This window comes from Pseudomonas sp. C9-3, from assembly GCF_032392015.1.
In the GTDB taxonomy this organism is placed as follows: Bacteria; Pseudomonadota; Gammaproteobacteria; order Pseudomonadales; family Pseudomonadaceae; genus Pseudomonas; species Pseudomonas nitroreducens.
The window spans coordinates 1,761,619-1,780,302 of the sequence record NZ_CP135919.1 but is presented as its reverse complement, the minus strand read 5'-3'; the positions used below and the strand labels follow the sequence as shown (position 1 = coordinate 1,780,302).

The following is an 18,684-nucleotide window of genomic DNA, read 5'->3' as shown; positions in this document are numbered from 1 at the left end:
TTACTCGGTTAGCCCACTGCAACTCCGTAGCGCTGCGCCGGCACGCTGCGCGAGAGGTTCGGCGCCAATTTCAGGCGCGCAGCGGTGAAGGCGTCGAACTCGCCGGCATCCGGCAGCGCCGGCAGGGTTACTACTTCGCCCTGGGCCAGGCCGGCCAGCGCGGCGTCGACCATGTGGTTCACGTCCATCAACATTTCAGGCGGCAGTGCGGAGATATCGGTGCCGGCGCGGTCCCATATTTCGGTGCGGGTGGCGCCCGGCAGCACGGCCTGGATGCGCAGGCCCTGCGGCGCCAGTTCCTGCTGCATGGATTGGCTCAGGTTGAGCACGAAGGCCTTGGTGGCGCTGTAGCTGCCGTTGAACAGCTCCGGCGCCAGGGCCAGCACCGAGGCCACGTTGATGATGGTGCCGCGCCCGCGCCCGCGCCCGGCGAAGGCCTTGGCGGCAGCGCCGGCCAGACGCGCGGTGGCGGTGACGTTCAGCTCGATCATGCTTTCCAGGCGGTCCAGGTCGGTCTCCAGCAGGGTGCCGTTGATGGCGACACCGGCATTGTTCAGCAGCAGGCTGATGCTGCTGTCTTCGGCCAGGCGCGCTTCGACGCGGGCACGATCCTCGCGACGGGTGAGGTCGGCCTTGAGCACATCCACGGAAACGCCGTACTCCTCGCCCAGCCGTGCGGCCAGGGCTTCCAGGCGTTGCTGGTCGCGGGCCACCAGCAGCAGGTCGTAGCCCTGGGCGGCGAAGCGCTGGGCGTAGGTGGCGCCGATGCCGGAGGAAGCACCGGTGATCAGTGCGCGGCCCAGTTCGGATTTGGCATTCATGGTTCTGTCTCCAGTGAGGCGGTTGCCCCGCATGCAAGGTGGGTAGGGCCGATTGGCCGTCTGGAATGTCCGGCCTGATTTAGATTATGGCCGTCATCTGAAGGTGAATATTATGCTTATAATATTAACTGTCAAGGTCCATTCCCTGAGGGTGACGAGTGGTAACCGGCGTGTCGGCAGACCGCACCGCACGGGCCATGAAGGCCGTTGGGCGGTTTAGATTGCCCATTCTAGAGCGCTCGCGAGAACCTCTCGGACGTCTCCACACAAGAACAAGCCGGGAGCCACACCTGCACCTTTCTGCCTGTCTCAACACCGGCGTTGCCGGAGGAGGACACATGCGATTGCGCTGCTTTTTCCTGGGCTGTGTTTGGGATGAAGGGAGTCTGACCGAGGTCGGCCATGTGCCGATGCTGTGCCAGCGCTGTGCGCGCTGCGGGGCGCAGCGGTACCTGAGGCCCGCTCCGGAAATCTGAGCCGGGATTGCGGGCCGGAAACGAAACTGCCCGGAGCACGCAAGTGCTCCGGGCAGTCCGGTACAGCGAAGGTGAATCAGTTGGCCACGAAGGCCTGGCTGGTGGTGATCGCCATGTCGCCGCCGGGCAGCTTCAGATCGCCGATGCGCTCCAGGCTGTCGGCATCGTAGATCGCCACGTCGTTCAGGGTGCCGGTCAGGTACAGCTTGTTGCCGGCCTTGTTGGTCGACAGGCAGTAGTAGGAGTGGTCCAGGTTCGCCGCCTTGACCAGCTTCTGCTCCTTGATGTCGTACTTGGCCAGGCGGTTCAGCACGCCGTAGATGACGTTGCGGTCCTTGGCCGAGCGAATACCGCTGAAGTACACCTCGGTGACCGGGCCGAAATCGACCGTTTCGGTCTTGCCGGTGGCCAGGTCGATGTTGAAGAAGCCGTAGAGGAAATCGGCCGTGGCCATGTCCTGCTTGGCATCCTTGAACTTCGCCGTGGTGTAGAGCAGCGAGAAGTCACGCGGATAGGTCTGCTGGTTCCACACGTAGAGCACATCTGGCGGCGCGTAGTTGGGGCGCTTCCAGTTGCGACTGGGGATGATCACGTCGAACTTGCCGGTCTTCACGTCCACCTTGTAGATGTCCGGGCCCGCCACGTAGAGGGTGCCGTCATCGCCGCTCTGCATGATGGTCAGCTGGCGCGGCGCCGGGAAGGTGCGCACCGGCTTGGCGCCCATGCCGTCGGCCACCGAGTAGACCTGCAGGCGCGGCTGCTGCACTTCGTAGTGTTCGGAGAGGATCAGCGTCGGGTTGGCGATGGCGTAGATCTCCTTGCCGTCGTGGCTGACGGTCATGGAGAACATCGCCCGCGCGTTCTCGCCCGGCTTCTGCGCGATGGTGGCGTGGAACACCGGTTTGCAGTCATCGAGCTGGATGCCGTAGATGTCCGCGTAGTGGTTGCTGAGGATGTAGGCGACCTTGCGATCCGGCGACAGCTGGGTCATGCCCGGGCCATAGGCGCCGGGGATCGCGCAGGTCTTGTAGAGCTTGTCGGTCTGCATGTCGATGACGTGCAGGTTGTTCGGGTAGTTGGTGCTGATCAGGTACTCGTGGCCACTTTCCAGCGCTTTGCCGGTGTCGGCGCCGGCATCGGCGGCGACGGCGACGGCTTGCAGCGCGCAGGCCAGCGAGAGGCCGCCGAGCGCGGCGGCGAATGCTTTTCTGGACATGCAGGTTTTCCTCTTGTTCTTCTGGTCCATGCTCTTTGGGCCGATATTCGTCCGTCCGGTCATTTGTCGTCCGGGAATACGGTGCCGAGGTTGCGCCAGTTCTCGGCCGAGGCCTGGGCATCCTTGTTCCAGTCGGGGTAGGTGCTCATCATGTCCGGCACCTGGGCCGGCCACCAGCAGGGGTCGGAGCAGCCGTAGAGGTCCGCTTCCATCGGCTGGCAGAGCGAGGACACGCCGCCGAACACGTCGACTTCCCAGCCCGGGTCGGTGGTGGCCGCGCAGCCGGCCACGGAGTTCATTGCCACCACGTCCTCGATGCGATCCTCGGCGGCGGCCTGTTCGAGCTTCTGTGCTTTGGTGTTGATCGCTTTCAGATGTTTCATGTCAGTGCGCCTTCCGCGGAGTGATGTGGCGGTCGATGAAGCTGGGGTTGGAAGCCATGATCCGGCTGTAGACCTCGATGCCGAAATCGACCCAGTCCCTCATCAGTTCGCAGTAGTGGTAGGTGGGGTGCGCCGGGTCGCCGTAGCGTGCATAGCTCTCGTGGTAGCAGCCGCCGGAGCAGAGGTTGCGGATGTGGCAGCTGGCGCAGCCGGTGTCGGTACGGTCCAGGCGCTGGGAGAGGAACTCGTTCAGCTCGGCCTGCTTCACCCCTTCATGCACGTTGCCGAAGGTCGGCAGCGAGGAGCCGGTGAAGCGGTGGCACAGGTTCAGCTCGCCCTTGTGGTCCACCGCCAGCATCTTCAGCCCGGCGCCGCACGGCAGGGCCTTCTTCTGCCCTTCGTGGATGTCAGTGATCAGCTGGTGCAGGTTGGAGAAGCCGATGTTGCGCCCTTGCAGCGCCTCATCCAGGTAGCGCCGGCCGAGGGCCTTCATCCCGGCGAAGACCGCCTTCAGCTCGTCCCCGGTGAGGTTGTAGCTGCTGATGTCGCCCGAGGTGACCGGGGCGAAGCCGACTTCGGCAAAACCCATCTCGTTGAACAGGTGGTTCCAGATGGTCTCGACATCGGTGACGCCGGTGGTCAGCGTCACCCGCGCGCCGACCGGCCGCGCGGTGTAGCGCGACAGCAGCATGTCGGCCTTGCGCCGCACCACGTCATAGGTGCCCTGCCCGCCCACGGTGATGCGGTTGCGGTCGTGCACCGTCTTCGGCCCGTCGATGCTGATGGACAGCCCGAAGCGATGGGCATTGAGCCAGTCGACGATTTCCTCGGTGAGCAGCGTGGCGTTGGTGGTCATGACGAAGTCCACCGTCTTGCCCAGTTCGCCGAAACGGCGCTCGCAATACGCGACCATGTGCTCGATCAGCGGGCGGTTGGACAGCGGTTCGCCGCCGAAGAACACCACGGTGTAGCGCTGCTCGTCGGGGGACTCCTGGATCAGCATTTCCACCGAGGCCTCGGCGGTTTCCGCACCCATCTTCTTGCCGGCGGAGGGCTTGTCCAGGTCTTCCTTGTAGCAGTACGTGCAGCTCAGGTTGCAGCCGGTGTTGACGTTCAGCACCACGGTGTTGAGCGCGGTGCGGTCAACCTTCTTGATGCCGATTTCAGGAGTCAGCGGCGAGCCGTCGCTGACCAGCTCCAGCGCGATCAGCTCGCGCAGGGTCTCGTCGATTTCCTCGGCACCGAAGCGTCCGCTAAGACGTTGGGTCAGCTCGTCCGGCGAGCAGGCATGCCCGCGCAGCGCGTCGATGATCCCGCCGGTCAACTCGTCGCTGGCGAACAGCGAGGAGCTGGGGATATGGAACAACAGGCGGTCGGCGTCGACCTGCACTTCGTGCAGGTTGCGTTCGACCAGATTCAAGATGGCGCCCATGGCGACCTCCCGGAACTCTTGGAATGTGCCCGCCCGAAGGCGGGACTCACGCGTTCAGTTCATCCGAGCCCGAGGTTTACGGGATCGGCGGGTTGTTCCAACGCTGCACGGTGACGATCATGTGCCCTTCGCCCTTGTGCGACTGGCCAGCGTCGTCCACCGCGGCAATCACCTTCAGGTTGCCGGCGTTGTTGGTCATCATCTTGCGCGCCGGGTTCGGGCCGGCGTCGCCCGGCGTGAAGATGCCGCTATCGGCGTCCATCACCCCGGCGAACTTCACGTCCTGGTCTTCCTTGGCGCGGTCGTCGAACGGCTCCACCGACCACTGCGCGGGGAACACGCCGATGCGGAACGGTTTGCCGTCGGCACCCTTGCCCCAGGCCTCGGCGTCGAAGCTGCCCTGGACCTTGGGCGTCGAGCCGCCATTGCCGCCGATGCGGGAGATGGAGAACTCCGGCACCACCTTCACTTCGGCGATGTCCTTGTACACCGCGAGGCTGCCACCCTTGGCGCTGCCCACAGCAACATCGCGCTCGCCGACGGCAGCGGAGTCGGCGGCCTTGACCTTGACGGTCACGCGTTCGGGAGTCTCGGAAACCACCGACACCACCTCGACGCCCGGGCCGAACGACGGCTTGCCTTTCAGGCCGCTGCCGATGACGCTCACTTCAGTCTCGGCGCCCGCCTTCAGGTAGGCCGGCTGCACGCCCAGCACGCGGCTGGTGCCGTTCTGCGCGGCGACGAAGTCCAGGCCGCGCTCGTCGTGGGCCTTGTCGAACATGCGGCCCTGCATCTGGCCGTTCAGGGCAGCGAACACCTGGCGCATGGTGACGTCACCGACCTTCACCGCGCCGCGCCATTCGTAACCGTTGTACAGGACCGCGCTGCCATCACCGTTGAACGGCGTGCCGTCGGCGTACTGGCCTTTCACACTGACCTTGAACGCGTCGTCGCCGTCCTTGCTCACCTTCATGCTGCCAGCGACGTCGCCCTTGCCCGGCATGTGCCCGGCGAAGCTCCACTCGCCGGCCAGCGCCTCGGCCTTCGGCCGGTTCTTCTGCCAGTCGCTCCAGGCCTTGTCTTCCAGCGGGAAGCGCTTGGCCAGTTCCGGGACCATCTCCTTCTTCGCCAGGTCGAACCAGTCGCGGTCGCGAGCCAGTGCCTGGTACTCCAGCGATGGCCAGCGACCGAGGTGGAAGTTCACCAGCTTCTCCCACTCCGCCGCCGGGCGACGCTGCAGGGCGATGCGCGCGGCCGAGTGGCAGCGGGCACACATCTGCTCGAAGTTGGTATCGAAGGTCTCGACGGTGTTCAGCCGGCGTTCCAGGGCGTAGCGCACGCCATCGGTCTCGCTCGGCGCCAGGCCCTGCTTGTCGGCGAGAAACTTGACCACCGCGCGACGCTCCTCGTCGGTGATCTTCAGGCCGTACATCACCTGCATGCGGCCGATGCTCATCAGCCAGCCTTCGGGGGTCTTGCGCTGGTGGCTGATGCGGCTGAGGGAGTTGTTGCCTTCGGGCGTGTGGCACGCCTGGCACTTGGCGTTGATGATCGCCTGGCCCTCGGGTGCGGCCTGGGCCGTCTGGTGCAGCGCAAGGGCCAGTGCGGCCAGGGTTCCGGCACCCAGATAGTGCCGAAGTCGTGTCATCTTCAAGGTCAGGCCTCCTCGGTATTCTTGTTGGTTATTGGCGCCCACCGATGGGCTAAGAACCTGCTTACGATCTGCTGCGCGTCGGCATAACTGCGTTGAAATCGATCTCGGGACGCTCATTTACGGCGAGTAAACTCCGCTCCCTCAATCGATTTCGCCTTGTTCTGCTCTAGCTCGCAAGATCGCAAGCAGGTTCCAAGAGCGAGCTCTTCAAAGCGGTTTTGCAGGTTGTGTGCCACTCCTTTGCAAACCCCGCCGAATCAGGCTTCCGGCGGCACTTGCCGGCACGCCCGGCGGGTGGCAGCGGGGTTGCGACGTCACATTTCGCGATTGCTGTCTAACTCTGAGACAGGGCCTGTGAGACACCCTGCGAAGCAGTATGGTCCTGCCTGCGCAAAGTGCCGCCCGCCGGCAGCATCAGGGCGCCGAACAGCATGGTGAGCAGGCCGATCCAGACCAGCGAGAGGAACGGGAAGCGACGGACCACCACGACGCTCTCGATGTCGTCGCCGGGTTGCTTGAGCAGCCTTGCGGAAGCCGGCACCCAGATCTGCAGGTCGCCACTCCAGCCACGGACGATGAAGGGATGCAGCACGTAGCCGCGGTCCGAGGCGAAGCGCGCGTAGTGGTAGTCGAGGATTTCGCAGAGCTGGCGTACCGGGCCCTGGTAGGCCGGCGGGTTGCCGCGGCTGTCCTGGAACAGCGCGTGGCCGGCCAATGTGCGCTCGCCGTCGCGCAACTCGACCTTGGCCACCGCGTGGTAACCGGAGAAATCCGGGCGGCTGGAATCCGGCGAGACGCGCATCTGCATGCCGCCGATCACCGCGTGCCACTGCTCGAACGACGTGCCCGGCGGAATGCTGATCTGCTGGTAGCTGTTCAGCGCGGTGGCGGCCAGCCCGCCCAGCAGCGCAATCACCGCACCGCCGTGCACCAGCGCCAGCCCGCCGCTGTAGCGCAGGTTGCCCAGGCGCCGGCTGCGCCACAGGCTCTGCAGGCCCCACAGCAGGCAACTGCCCATCAGGAAGGCGCCCCCCAGCAGCGCCGCGTCCAGCCAGGGCAGCACCTGCACGATATTCTGCGAAAGCATGCCGTCGCCGTTGTAGCCGCCGCTCAGCCAACCGCCGCGCCAGCCGGTCCAGAGCATCAGGGCGGCCATCAGGGCGGTTGCCAGCAGCGCCAGCCGAGGTCGCCCGCAACGGCGCAGGAAGCTGTAGCCGCCCATCAGGCCGAGGGCCGCCAGCAGCGGCACCACCCAGTGGGCCAGGCCGTAGCCGTTGACGTCCCACTGGTCGAAGGCGCGACGCAGGCTGTCCATCTCGGCGGTAGTGGCCCAGGCAGTGAGAGTCTCGAAGAAGGGTTTCAGCTCGCTCGGCCGCTCCATTCCCAGCCATTCGTAGAGGTGCGCCTGGAGCAGCGCGCCGAGGGCCAGCAGGCCGGTCCCAGCGAACAGGTAGATGGCCACGTCCAGCGTCCAGTCCGAGGCTCCGCGCCGCCGCCCTGCCCCCTTGCGCGTCCGCCATCCGGCCAGCAGATGGAAGGTCGCGAGGGCCAGCAGGATTGCCGCCAACGCCAGGTGGCTGAGCCAGGACGTAGTGCCGATGTAGCGGTGCGAGCTGGCCAGCACCGTGCTGCGGGTCACCGCCATGGCACCGCAGGCCATGGCCGCCGCCAGCAGGCTGAGCGCCGGCAACAGCCGTGCGTAGGAGCCGTCCGCGCGCCAGCGGCGGGCACCGTGAAGCACCGCGCCGAGCAGCGCCCAGATGATGAAGGCCGAGGTCTGCACCGGGTCCCAGTGCCACAGCTGGCCGTAGGTGAAATCCTCCATGGCCCAGGCCATGCCGACGCCGATACCGGCACTGAGGATCAGCCAGGCACGACGGCTGTAGCGCGGCATCACCCAGGCGTAGGCGTGCCCGCCTCGCCCCAGCGCTTCGAGCGCGGCGCCAGCGGGCGCCAGCACCCAGGCGTAGGCGCAGAGAATCAGCGGCGCATGCAACGACATCCAGAACGTCTGCAGGTGCGCGTTCATGCCCTGGCTCGGCTGCGCCGCCAACCAGTCAGCCGGCGTCGCACTGAACGGTCCGAGCCAGGCGGCGGTGGCGGCATACCAGGCAGCGATCAGCGCCATGCCGCGCCCCGCCCAATCGGGCAGCGCGGCGCTTTTCAGGGCGATCGCCATGCAGAAGGTTGCCAGCAGCAACACCGTGCCTTCGTCGCCACCCCAGAGGTTGGAAAACTTCAGGTAGGCCGGCAGCGCCGCGCTGCTGTAGAGCCACGCATAACGCAGCTGGAAGTGATCGGCCACCAGGTGCAACGCCAGCGCCAGGCAGGCGCCACAGAGCGCACCGACGGCAATCGGCCAAGCCAGCCCTCGCCATTCATGGCGGATGGCGCCCAGGGCAATCAGACCCGCCAGCGCCCAGAGCAAAGCGTTGCCCATGCCGGGCAGCAACCACAGCAAAAGGCAGGTCAACGCGGCGGCAAGCAACCCCGCCATCCACGGCAACGACAGATGCATCCTCTTCAAGCCAGGCCTCCTTGTGCAGCGCCGACGCGGCGCTTGGCGAAACCCAGCGCTCTTCACGTTGCGTGCCAGGGGGGAAAAACCCTTGTGAAACAGCAGGCTGCGTTCACGCAGTGGGCAATGCGGCGTGGCAGATCGCGACAGCTGTAGCAGCCTGAGACAGCTCCACCCGTTATAGACGATGGTCTAAAGGCAGAAAGCCATCATCGAATACCGCCCCCGAGAAAGGCGCCAGCCAGACGCGTCACCTCCCACCGCTTGTCCAGAACAGGTGCCAATCCGCGCCAGCCGGGGCTTTGCCGGTGATGGCCAGTGGATATCCGCGGCAGGCCGATTATGCTTCTCATTGACCTTGCGACGTGCCGCAGGGCTGCCTGTATTCAAGCTTCGCGCAATCCGTACGACCTGACATCAGCCCTGGGCTCGAGTGCGGTAACGGTATTGAGGGACTCCGGCCCAACACAACAACAAGACGGAGACGAACATGGCACAGACATACAGCCCGTCCGCGGGCAACGCGCCTTCCACCGGAGTGACGAAGGAGGAGCGCAAGGTCATCTTTGCCTCCTCCCTGGGCACCGTTTTCGAGTGGTACGACTTCTACCTCTACGGCTCCCTGGCGGCGATCATCGCCAAACACTTCTTCGCCGGGGTCAACGAAACCACCGCCTTCATCTTCGCCCTGCTGGCCTTCGCCGCCGGCTTCGCGGTGCGGCCCTTCGGCGCCATCGTGTTCGGCCGCCTGGGCGACATGATCGGGCGCAAGCACACCTTCCTCATCACCATCGTCATCATGGGCGTGTCCACCGCCGTAGTCGGCCTGCTACCGGCCTACTCCACCATCGGCGTCGCTGCGCCGATCATCCTCATCACCCTGCGCCTGCTGCAGGGCCTGGCGCTGGGCGGCGAGTACGGCGGCGCGGCGACCTACGTCGCCGAGCACGCGCCCAAGGGCAAGCGGGGCTTCTTCACCTCGTGGATCCAGACCACCGCGACCCTCGGCCTGTTCCTCTCGCTGCTGGTGATCATGGCCTGCCGCACCGTGCTCAGGACCGAGGCGTTCGAAGCCTGGGGCTGGCGGATTCCGTTCCTGCTGTCGATCCTGCTGCTGATCATCTCGGTGTACATCCGCCTGCAACTCGCCGAGTCGCCGGTGTTCATGAAGATGAAGGAAGAAGGCAAGGCCTCCAAGGCGCCGCTGACCGAGTCCTTCGCTCGCTGGGAGAACCTCAAGGTAGTGATCATGTCGCTGCTCGGCGGCACCGCCGGCCAGGCCGTGGTCTGGTACACCGGGCAGTTCTACGCGCTGTTCTTCCTGCTGCAGACACTGAAGATCGACCCGCAGACTGCCAACCTGCTAATCGCCGGCTCGCTGCTGCTGGGCACACCGTTCTTCGTGTTCTTCGGCAGCCTGTCCGATCGCATCGGCCGCAAGAAGATCATCATGACCGGCTGCATCCTCGCGGCGCTGACCTACTTCCCGATCTTCCACGGGCTGACCCAGTTCGGTAACCCGGACGTGTTCGCCGCCCAGGAAAAGAACCCGGTGACGGTGGTCGCCGACCCGAATGCCTGCGCCTTCCAGTTCGACCCGGTGGGCAAGGCCAAATTCGTCAGCTCCTGCGACATGGCCAAGAGCCTGCTGGCGAAGCGGGCGATTCCCTACGAGAACATCAAGGCTGAAAGCGGTGCGGTGGCCCAGGTGCACATCGGCGACAAGATCATCGCCAGCTTCGAAGGCGCCGGCATGCCCGCGGCGGACTTCAAGGTGCAGTCCGAAGTCTTCACCGCGCAACTGGCCGCCTCGCTGAAGGAAGCCGGCTACCCCGAGAAGGCCGACCCGGCGAAGATCAATCACCTGATGATGCTGGTGCTGCTGACCGTCCTGGTGATCTACGTGACCATGGTCTACGGCCCCATCGCCGCATGGCTGGTGGAGCTGTTCCCGACACGCATCCGCTACACCTCCATGTCGCTGCCCTACCACATCGGCAACGGCTGGTTCGGCGGCTTCCTGCCCACCGTCGCCTTCGCCATGGTGGCGGCCACCGGGGACATCTACTACGGGCTCTGGTACCCCATTGTCATTGCGGTGATGACGGCGATCCTCGGCATCTTCTTCCTGCCCGAAACCAAGGACCGGGATATCACGAACTGATGGGTCGGGCTACGCCGCAGCGCCCCTCTCCCTGAAGGGAGAGGGGACTGGTTCGGCGCGAGTTGACTCTACACCTTCAGCCGGCAACACCATCACAGGAGCACGCCAGCGCGCACTCCCACTCGGACACTCCCTCTCCCTTCAGGGAGAGGGTTGGGGAGAGGGAGCGCCCAGCACCGAGATTCCATCCGCAAACCAGCCGGCACCGTCTCAGCTGCTGTCGCAATGTGCGACAGCAACCCTTCTTCACTGTCGCTAAAAAATCAATTAACTCTTTTAATTTCAATAAGTTAAATTTAAATAACAGCCTTGGCACAGCCGTTGCGATATCCCGCCTCAACGTTCCTGGAACAGACAACAAGAGGCCACCGCAATGCTCGCTTCCCTGCCCATCAAGCCCGAATCCCGCGCCTTCCTGCAGCGCGCCCCGAAGATGCTCATCGGTGCCGACTGGACCTCCGCCAGCGACGGCGCCCTGATGGACCTGCGCAACCCGGCCACCGGCGAAGTGCTCTGCCAGGTGCCGGCCGGCACTCCCGATGACGTCGACCGCGCCGTGCGTGCCGCGCGCCAGGCCTTCGACGATTCCGCCTGGACCCGCACCCGCCCTCGCGAGCGGCAGAACCTGCTGTGGAAGCTCGCCGACCTGATGGAGCGCGACGCCGACCTGCTGGCCGAACTCGAGTGCCTGAACAACGGCAAGAGCGCCGCCGTCGCCCGCGTGATGGACGTGCAACTAGCCATCGACTTCCTGCGCTACATGGCCGGCTACGCCACCAAGATCGAAGGCAGCACCGTCGACGTATCCATGCCGCTGATGCCCGACGGCGACTTCCACGGCTACATTCGCCGCGAAGCCGTCGGCGTGGTCGGCGCCATCGTCGCCTGGAACTTCCCGCTGCTGCTGGCCTGCTGGAAACTCGGCCCGGCGCTGGCCACCGGCTGTTCGGTGGTGCTCAAGCCTGCCGACGAGACACCGCTGTCCGCGCTGAAACTTGCCGAACTCGTCCTCGAAGCAGGCTACCCGGCCGGCGTGTTCAACGTCGTCACCGGCACCGGCATCACCGCGGGCGCCGCCCTCTCCCACCACCCGCTGGTGGACAAGCTGACCTTTACCGGCTCCACGCCGGTGGGCAAGCAGATCGGCAAGGCGGCCATGGACAACATGACCCGCGTGACCCTGGAACTGGGCGGCAAGTCGCCGACCATCGTCATGGCCGACGCCGACCTGGCCACCGCTGCGGCCGGCGCCGCCCAGGCGATCTTCTTCAACCAGGGCCAGGTCTGCTGCGCCGGTTCGCGCCTGTATGTGCAGCGCAAGCACTTCGACAACGTGGTGGCCGACATCGCCGGCATCGCCAACGGCATGAAGCTGGGCAACGGGCTCGACCCGAGCATCGACATGGGCCCGCTGATCTCTGCCAAGCAGCAGAAGCGCGTGTTCGACTACATCGAACTGGGTCGCGACAAGGGCGCCACCATCGCCTGCGGCGGCGAACAGTTCGGCCCCGGCTACTTCGTCAAGCCGACGGTGATCGTCGACGTCGACCAGAAGAACCCGCTGGTGCAGGAAGAGATCTTCGGCCCGGTGCTGGTCGCCATGCCCTTCGACGACATCGAAGACGCCCTGCGCCTGGCCAACGACAGCCCCTACGGCCTCGGCGCGAGCGTCTGGTCCAACGACCTGGCGGCGGTGCACCGCATGGTGCCGCGCATCAAGTCCGGCTCGGTGTGGGTCAACTGCCACAGCGCGCTGGACCCGGCGCTGCCCTTCGGTGGCTACAAGATGTCCGGCCTCGGCCGCGAAATGGGCGCCGCCGCCATCGAGCACTACACCGAGCTGAAGTCGGTGCTGATCCGCCTGTAAGCGACACGAGCCCGGCCGCGAATAACAGGCGTGCTGGCGCGACTGTCTTCTCTCGGGAATTCCGCATCGCGCCGGAGGACACTGCGGACGGCGTCCGCTCCTAAGCAAGCGAAACCGTCTACCTCGTCCGCGCACCCCCTGCGCGGGCCTTGCATCCCTCGGTCGTACCCGCGACCGGGGGATTTTTTTGCGCCGATGATCGTCCTCAGTCCCAGCTAAGTTTCCCGCCGTAGCCTTCTCCTCACGCCGACCCACGGCAGCCAAGGAGATGCACACGCCCATGAACCAGCCAACAACCGCCGCCTGGCTCAACAAAGTCCCTGAGGTCACCCTGGCCTTCTGGGTGATCAAGATCATGTCCACCACGGTGGGCGAAACCTTCGCCGACTTTCTCGCTGTCGATGCCGGGCTGGGCCAGGCCGCCACCAGCATCGGCATGGCCCTGCTGCTGGCGGCCGCGCTGTTCGGCCAGTTCCGCACGCGAGCCTATACGCCCTGGATCTACTGGCTCAGCGTGGTGCTGGTGAGCATCGTCGGCACCCAGATCACCGACCTGCTCACCGATGTCCTCGGGGTCAGCCTCTACCTCAGCACGACGGTGTTCGCGGTGCTGCTGGCGATCAACTTCGCCGCCTGGTACGCGCTGGAGCGCAACCTCTCCATCCAGCAGATCGTCACCCCGCGCCGCGAGCTGTTCTACTGGACGACGGTGCTGTGCACCTTCGCCCTCGGCACCGCGGCCGGCGACCTGGCCACCGAAGCCCTGGGTCTTGGCTTCACGGTGGGCGTGCTGGTCTTCGCCGGGCTGATCGCTGCCACCGCCATCGCCTGGAAGCTGGGCGGCAACACCGTACTGTGCTTCTGGATCGTCTACATCCTCACCCGCCCCTTCGGCGCCTCGCTGGGTGACCTGCTGACCCAGGCCAAGACCTACGGTGGCCTGGGCATGGGCGCCACCTGGACCAGCGCGCTGTTCCTCAGCGTCATCCTGATCCTGGTCGCGGTCGCCCAGTTCAGCAGCAACAGCCAGAAAAGCATCACTCAATAACCCACCCTTCGATCATTCGGGAGCTACCATGCCTCGTCTCCATTCGCTTGTCCGCAAAACTGCCGTCGCCTGTGCCATTGCCCTGATCGGCCTGGCCACGGCCTGCTCAAAATCCACCGACGCCCCGGCGTCCGCTGCCAGCAGCCAGCTCGGTGCCGGCCAGAACACCGTCTCGAAACTGGGCGATCTGTCCGAGTTCCAGAGCATTGCCCAGGATGTCACCGGCCTGGTCAACCAGGGCGACCTGGCGCTTGCCAAGCTGCGTATCAAGGACCTGGAACTGGCGTGGGACGGCGCCGAAGCCGGCCTCAAGCCGCGGGCTGCCGCCGACTGGCACGTGCTCGACGATGCCATCGACCAGTCGCTCTCGGCCTTGCGCGCCAGCAGCCCGCAACAGGCCAACTGCAAGGCAGCGATGGATGCGCTGCTGAAAACCTTCAACAGATTGCAAGGCAAAGCCTGAGCAAAGCGCGCAAAAGCCATCGCGAAAAGCGCACACAGGTGCTTCAATCCCACCGCGGCCTCCTCCTCCGGGAGGCCGCGCCCGTGTACTGCGGAGAAGAACATGCGGGTACTGCTGGTCGAAGACGACACCATGATCGGCGATGCCATCCAGGCCGCGCTCAACGAAGCGGGCTATGCCACCGACTGGGTGCAGGATGGCCTGAGCGCCCTGAGCGCACTCGCCAGCCAGCACTATGACCAGGTACTGCTCGACCTCGGCCTGCCGGGCAAGGATGGGCTCGATGTGCTGGCCAGCCTGCGTGCCCACGACAATCCGGTGCCCTTGCTGATCATTACCGCCCGCGACAGTCTCGATGACCGCCTGCGCGGGCTGGACGGCGGCGCCGACGACTATCTGCTCAAGCCCTTCGAACTGGCCGAACTGCTGGCCCGCATGCGTGCCGTGATGCGCCGCAAGGGAGGCAGTGCCAGCCCCCTGCTGAGCAATGGCGTGGTCTCGCTGGACCCGATCCACAAGCATGCCAGCACCGCCGAGCATGCCGAGGTGGCACTCTCCAACCGCGAGTTCAGCCTCCTGCAGGCGCTGCTGATCCGCCCCGGCGCCATCCTCTCGCGCAGCGAGCTGGAAGATCGCCTGTACGGCTGGGGCAACGAGGTGGAAAGCAATGCCGTCGAATTCCTGATCCACTCGCTGCGACGCAAGCTGGGCAGCCATGTCATCAAGAACGTCAGGGGAATGGGATGGATGGTTTCAAAAGGCGCCTGAACGAGTCGGTACAGCTACGCCTGTCCATCGCCTTGTCGCTGGCCATCCTGGCGGTGGCAATCGTCGCCGGCGTCTTCGCCTTCGCCTCGGCCTTCGATGAAGCGCTGGAAATCCAGGACAACAGCCTGCGCCACGTTGCCGCGCTGTTCGAGCGCCAGCACATGACGCTGCGCTACCCCGAGGAGGTCATTTCCACCAAGGGCGATGACGAGGAATCGCGCATCGTCGTCCAGTACCTGGCCGACGGCAGCAAGGCCCGTGGTGACTCCGACACCACCTTGCCGCTGCCGCTGTCGACCCACCTTGCCGATGGCCTGTCGACCCAGTCCCTGTACGGCGAGTCCTTCCGCGTGCTGGTGAAAACCACCGCCGCCGGCGAACGCATCGCCGTGGCGCAGGAAACCGGCAGCCGTGACAAGGACGCCCGCGAGAGCGCCTGGCGCAGCCTGCTTCCCCTGCTGGTACTGTTCCCGATCCTGCTGCTGGTGGTCGCCGACCTGGTGCGCAAGCTGTTCCGCCCCATCGCCCGGCTGGCGGCGGAAATCGACCAGCGCGACGAGCAACAGTTGCACCCGGTGAACGAGTCGGCGCTGCCCACCGAGGTCCGGCCATTCGTACATGCCATCAATCGCTTGCTGGGCCGCGTGGGTAACAGCCTGGAAACTCAGCGCCGCTTCGTCGCCGATGCCGCCCACGAGTTGCGCTCTCCCTTGACCGCGCTCTCGCTGCAGGCAGAACGCCTCGGCGCCGCGGACATGTCCGATGTCGCCCGCGAGCGGCTGGCGCAACTGCGCCGGGGGCTCGAGCGAAGCAAGAACCTCGTCGACCAGTTGCTGAGCCTCGCCCGCGCCCAGGCTCCCGCGACGCAACCGGCCTCACCGACCTCCGTGCACCAGGTGTATCGCAGCGTACTCGAGGACCTGCTGCCACTGGCCAGGGCCAAGGATCTGGATATCGGCCTGGAACCCGGCGAGGACGCCCACCTGCCCGTCAGCGAGATGGATCTCTCGACGATGCTGAAGAACCTGGTCGACAATGCCATTCGCTACACACCGCAAGGCGGCCGCATCGACCTGGCCGTCCTGCGCGGACCGCAGGCCGTCCTGCTACGGGTCAGCGACACAGGGCCAGGTATCGCCGAAGCCGAACGGCAACGAGTCTTCGACCCCTTCTATCGCACGCTGGGCAACACCGAAATAGGTTCAGGCCTGGGCCTGTCCATCGTCAGGGCCATTGCCGAACGCCTGGGAGCCGTGGTGGAACTGGGCTATACGGACGCCAAGGCGAAAACCGGTCTTAGCGTCACCCTGAGCTTTGCCCTCGCAGCCGACTGAAAGCCCGAGCGCGCAAATCCTCCCAGGCCTGTACGAAGCAGCGCACCGTACTCAATCGCGATCCGGCGCTCCCAGCGGGAACAGTGTCCGCAGAGGTCGCGCATCCTCCACCGCGCGGGCGAAGGACGGGCGCGCCAGCAGACGCGAACGGTAGGCGCGCAGGGTCGGGTAGCGGTCGCCGATGGGGTGGGTCCAGTCGGCGTAGAACAGCGAAGGAGCCGCGGCACAGTCAGCCAGGCTGAAGCTGTCGCCCGCCGCCCAGGCGCGCCCGGCCAGTTCCTCTTCCAGCCAGGCGTAGGCCAGTTCGAGCTTGCTCACCGCGTGGGCCAGGCCTTCGACGCGCTTGCTCGCCTCACCGCTCATGGCCCCCAGCACGGCGTGCTGCACCGGGGTCATCACGTGCCAGTCGAAGAAGCGGTCGAGGAAGCGCACGTCCAGCGCCTTCAGCGGATCGTCCGGCAACAGCCGCACCGGGCCGGGATGCTTCAGGTGGAGGTACTCGATGATGATGCTGGTCTCGGCGACGCTGTGCTCACCGTCGAGCAGCACCGGGAACTTCGCCAGCGGCCACAGGCGCAGCCAGTGCGCACCGTTGTCCGGCTCATCCGGGCCCAGGCCGCGGAACTCGAAGGGCGTGGCGTTCTCGTACAGCGCGATCAGCACCTTCTGCGTGTAGGAGGAAAAAAGATGGCCGAAGAGCACAAGGGACATGGCTGGATCACCTGAGGCAGACGAAAGTACTCAGCCTAGACCCGAATGCCGCCAGGCGAGCCTCAAGCCGCCGAAACGCTGACCGTCGATCCGGTTCGCTGGCGTCGCCCCCCCTACTCCGGCCGTGCGGAACCTTCGCCGCAGAGCGGCTGATGGCCACTATCGATCCCCGTAGCCATGTCGCTTTTGATCATGCCCGCGGCGATTTCGAGCAACTCGCAGCCTGCCCATCTGCCTTAGCTTGGATCCCGCGTGATGCGCGTTGCCAGCAGCGGCGCCTTTCCCCGGTCATTCCCTGATCCTGCAAGGAGCGGAACCATCGACCGGACGGGAAGCCTCACTCCTGCACGCGCCACCGCGCCGACCTCGCTACTTCCATAAGAACAATTTCAAGAAAAGGCCGACAGATGAGTGCTCCCAGTGCAAAAGGCGCCAATGGCGATCTGGTGCAGGGCTTCAAGCCCCGCCACGTGACCATGCTTTCCATCGCGGGAATCATCGGCGCGGGGTTGTTCGTCGGCTCCGGCCACGCGATTGCCGCCGCCGGCCCTTCCGCCATCGTCGCCTACGCGCTCTCCGGGTTGCTGGTGGTGCTGGTCATGCGCATGCTCGGCGAGATGGCCGTGGCCAGCCCCGACACCGGTTCCTTCTCGGCCTATGCCGACCAGGCCATCGGCCGCTGGGCCGGGTTCACCATCGGCTGGCTGTACTGGTGGTTCTGGGTGCTGGTCATCCCCATCGAGGCCATCGCCGCCGGGGTCATCCTCAACAACTGGTTCCCACAGGTCGAGACCTGGGTCTTCGCCCTGTCGATGACCCTGCTGCTCACCGTCACCAACCTGTTCAGCGTCGCCAAGTACGGCGAGTTCGAATTCTGGTTCGCCATGCTCAAGGTGGTCGCCATCGTGGCCTTCATCGGCCTCGGCGCGGCAGCGCTGTTCGGCCTGCTGCCGGGGCGCGAGGTCAGCGGCCTGCACAAGCTGATGGGCGAGCACGGCGGCTTCATGCCCAACGGCTGGACGGCGATCTTCAGTGCGCTGATCACCACCCTGTTCAGCTTCATCGGCACCGAGGCGGTGACCATCGCCGCCGCCGAATCCAGCGACCCCAGCCGCAACATCGCCAAGGCCACGCGCTCGGTGATCTGGCGCATCAGCGTGTTCTACCTGCTGTCGATCCTGGTGATCATCTCGGTGGTGCCGTGGAACGACCCACGCCTGGTGGAGATCGGCTCCTACCAGCGCACCCTGGAGCTGCTGCACATCCCCAACGCGCAGCTGCTGATGGACCTGGTGGTGCTGGTCGCCGTGGCCAGTTGCCTGAACTCCTCGGTGTACATCGCCTCGCGGATGATCTATTCGCTGAGCCGCCGCAACGACGCACCGGCCTTCATCCAGCGCACCTCGGCAGCGGGCGTGCCGCGGGCGGCGGTGATCGCCAGTACGCTGATCGGCATGTTCACCACCCTGCTCAACTTCTTCGCACCGGGGCGGCTGTTCGAGTTCCTGCTCGCCAGCTCCGGCTCCATCGCCCTGCTCGTCTACCTGGCCATCGCCGTGTCACAGCTGCGCATGCGCGGCATCCTGCGCCGGCGCAACCACGAGCTGGTGTTTCGCATGTGGCTGTTCCCCTGGCTGACCTGGCTGGTGATCGGGATCATCAGCTTCATCCTCACGGTAATGTTCATCATGCCGGCGCACCGCGTGGAAGTGAGTTCGACCCTGGCGCTGACGGTGATCATCGTCCTGCTCAGCCAGACCGGCCGGCGCACGTCGCCCCACACCCAGCGAACCATCGGCCGGCGCGCCGTGCGTAGCTGAACGCTCCGC

15 protein-coding genes are annotated in these 18,684 nt (G+C 65.6%); 8 read left to right on the top strand and 7 right to left on the bottom strand.

What is annotated here, in order from left to right; genetic code table 11:
* Positions 1-8: 8 nt before the first annotated feature.
* The gene (locus RS899_RS08105) at positions 9-821 is read right to left on the bottom strand and encodes an SDR family oxidoreductase (protein ID WP_315809578.1); all 813 of its coding nucleotides are present in this window, start codon (positions 819-821) and stop codon (positions 9-11) included.
* A 197-nt stretch (positions 822-1,018) separates the two neighbouring features.
* Between RS899_RS08105 and RS899_RS30780 the strand changes: the two genes are divergently transcribed.
* A complete protein-coding gene (locus RS899_RS30780; RefSeq protein WP_409978075.1) occupies positions 1,019-1,297 on the top strand; it encodes a PSPA7_2676 family Cys-rich small protein in 279 nt (92 codons plus the stop codon).
* A gap of 76 nt (positions 1,298-1,373) precedes the next feature.
* On the opposite strand, the gene peaD is transcribed toward RS899_RS30780, so the two are convergent.
* From peaD to ccsA, 5 genes are all read right to left on the bottom strand, one after another.
* Positions 1,374-2,513 (bottom strand): quinohemoprotein amine dehydrogenase subunit beta, encoded by a 1,140-nt coding sequence (gene peaD / locus RS899_RS08095; RefSeq protein WP_315809576.1) that lies wholly within the window; start codon positions 2,511-2,513, stop codon positions 1,374-1,376.
* A gap of 59 nt (positions 2,514-2,572) precedes the next feature.
* Positions 2,573-2,896, bottom strand: a complete 324-nt coding sequence (gene qhpC, locus RS899_RS08090; protein ID WP_015477047.1) for a quinohemoprotein amine dehydrogenase subunit gamma — start codon at positions 2,894-2,896, stop codon at positions 2,573-2,575.
* A 1-nt stretch (position 2,897) separates the two neighbouring features.
* On the bottom strand, positions 2,898-4,328 hold the full coding sequence (gene peaB / locus RS899_RS08085) for a quinohemoprotein amine dehydrogenase maturation protein (protein WP_233300357.1): 1,431 nt from the start codon (positions 4,326-4,328) through the stop codon (positions 2,898-2,900).
* 76 nt (positions 4,329-4,404) lie between these two features.
* Positions 4,405-5,976, bottom strand: coding sequence for a quinohemoprotein amine dehydrogenase subunit alpha (gene peaA, locus RS899_RS08080; RefSeq protein ID WP_233300356.1), 1,572 nt, complete (start codon positions 5,974-5,976; stop codon positions 4,405-4,407).
* A 340-nt stretch (positions 5,977-6,316) separates the two neighbouring features.
* Complete coding sequence (gene ccsA, locus RS899_RS08075; protein WP_315810412.1) at positions 6,317-8,500, bottom strand: cytochrome c biogenesis protein CcsA; 2,184 nt, start codon at positions 8,498-8,500, stop codon at positions 6,317-6,319.
* 490 nt (positions 8,501-8,990) lie between these two features.
* On the opposite strand from ccsA, the gene RS899_RS08070 reads away from it, so the two are divergent.
* The 6 genes from RS899_RS08070 to RS899_RS08045 all read left to right on the top strand — a co-directional run bounded on the left by RS899_RS08070 (position 8,991) and on the right by RS899_RS08045 (position 16,144).
* On the top strand, positions 8,991-10,664 hold the full coding sequence (locus RS899_RS08070; protein WP_315809575.1) for an MFS transporter: 1,674 nt from the start codon (positions 8,991-8,993) through the stop codon (positions 10,662-10,664).
* A 373-nt stretch (positions 10,665-11,037) separates the two neighbouring features.
* Positions 11,038-12,531 carry an aldehyde dehydrogenase family protein gene (locus tag RS899_RS08065; RefSeq protein WP_054907889.1) on the top strand — a complete coding sequence of 498 codons (1,494 nt, stop codon included), beginning with the start codon at positions 11,038-11,040 and terminating at the stop codon, positions 12,529-12,531.
* 280 nt (positions 12,532-12,811) lie between these two features.
* On the top strand, positions 12,812-13,579 hold the full coding sequence (locus RS899_RS08060) for a hypothetical protein (RefSeq protein WP_054907888.1): 768 nt from the start codon (positions 12,812-12,814) through the stop codon (positions 13,577-13,579).
* Positions 13,580-13,607: 28 nt separating this feature from the next.
* Entirely contained in the window at positions 13,608-14,042 is a 435-nt protein-coding gene (locus RS899_RS08055) for a hypothetical protein (protein ID WP_233300355.1), read from the top strand.
* A 102-nt stretch (positions 14,043-14,144) separates the two neighbouring features.
* Positions 14,145-14,810 carry a response regulator gene (locus RS899_RS08050; protein ID WP_054907886.1) on the top strand — a complete coding sequence of 222 codons (666 nt, stop codon included), beginning with the start codon at positions 14,145-14,147 and terminating at the stop codon, positions 14,808-14,810.
* The gene (locus tag RS899_RS08045; RefSeq protein WP_315809574.1) at positions 14,786-16,144 is read left to right on the top strand and encodes an ATP-binding protein; all 1,359 of its coding nucleotides are present in this window, start codon (positions 14,786-14,788) and stop codon (positions 16,142-16,144) included. Before RS899_RS08050 ends, RS899_RS08045 begins: the two co-directional genes overlap by 25 nt.
* 51 nt (positions 16,145-16,195) lie before the next feature.
* Here RS899_RS08045 and RS899_RS08040 read toward each other — a convergent pair whose 3' ends face one another.
* Complete coding sequence (locus RS899_RS08040) at positions 16,196-16,855, bottom strand: glutathione S-transferase family protein (protein WP_315809573.1); 660 nt, start codon at positions 16,853-16,855, stop codon at positions 16,196-16,198.
* A 407-nt stretch (positions 16,856-17,262) separates the two neighbouring features.
* Between RS899_RS08040 and gabP the strand changes: the two genes are divergently transcribed.
* Positions 17,263-18,675 carry a GABA permease gene (gabP, locus tag RS899_RS08035; RefSeq protein WP_233300353.1) on the top strand — a complete coding sequence of 471 codons (1,413 nt, stop codon included), beginning with the start codon at positions 17,263-17,265 and terminating at the stop codon, positions 18,673-18,675.
* Positions 18,676-18,684: the final 9 nt, after the last annotated feature.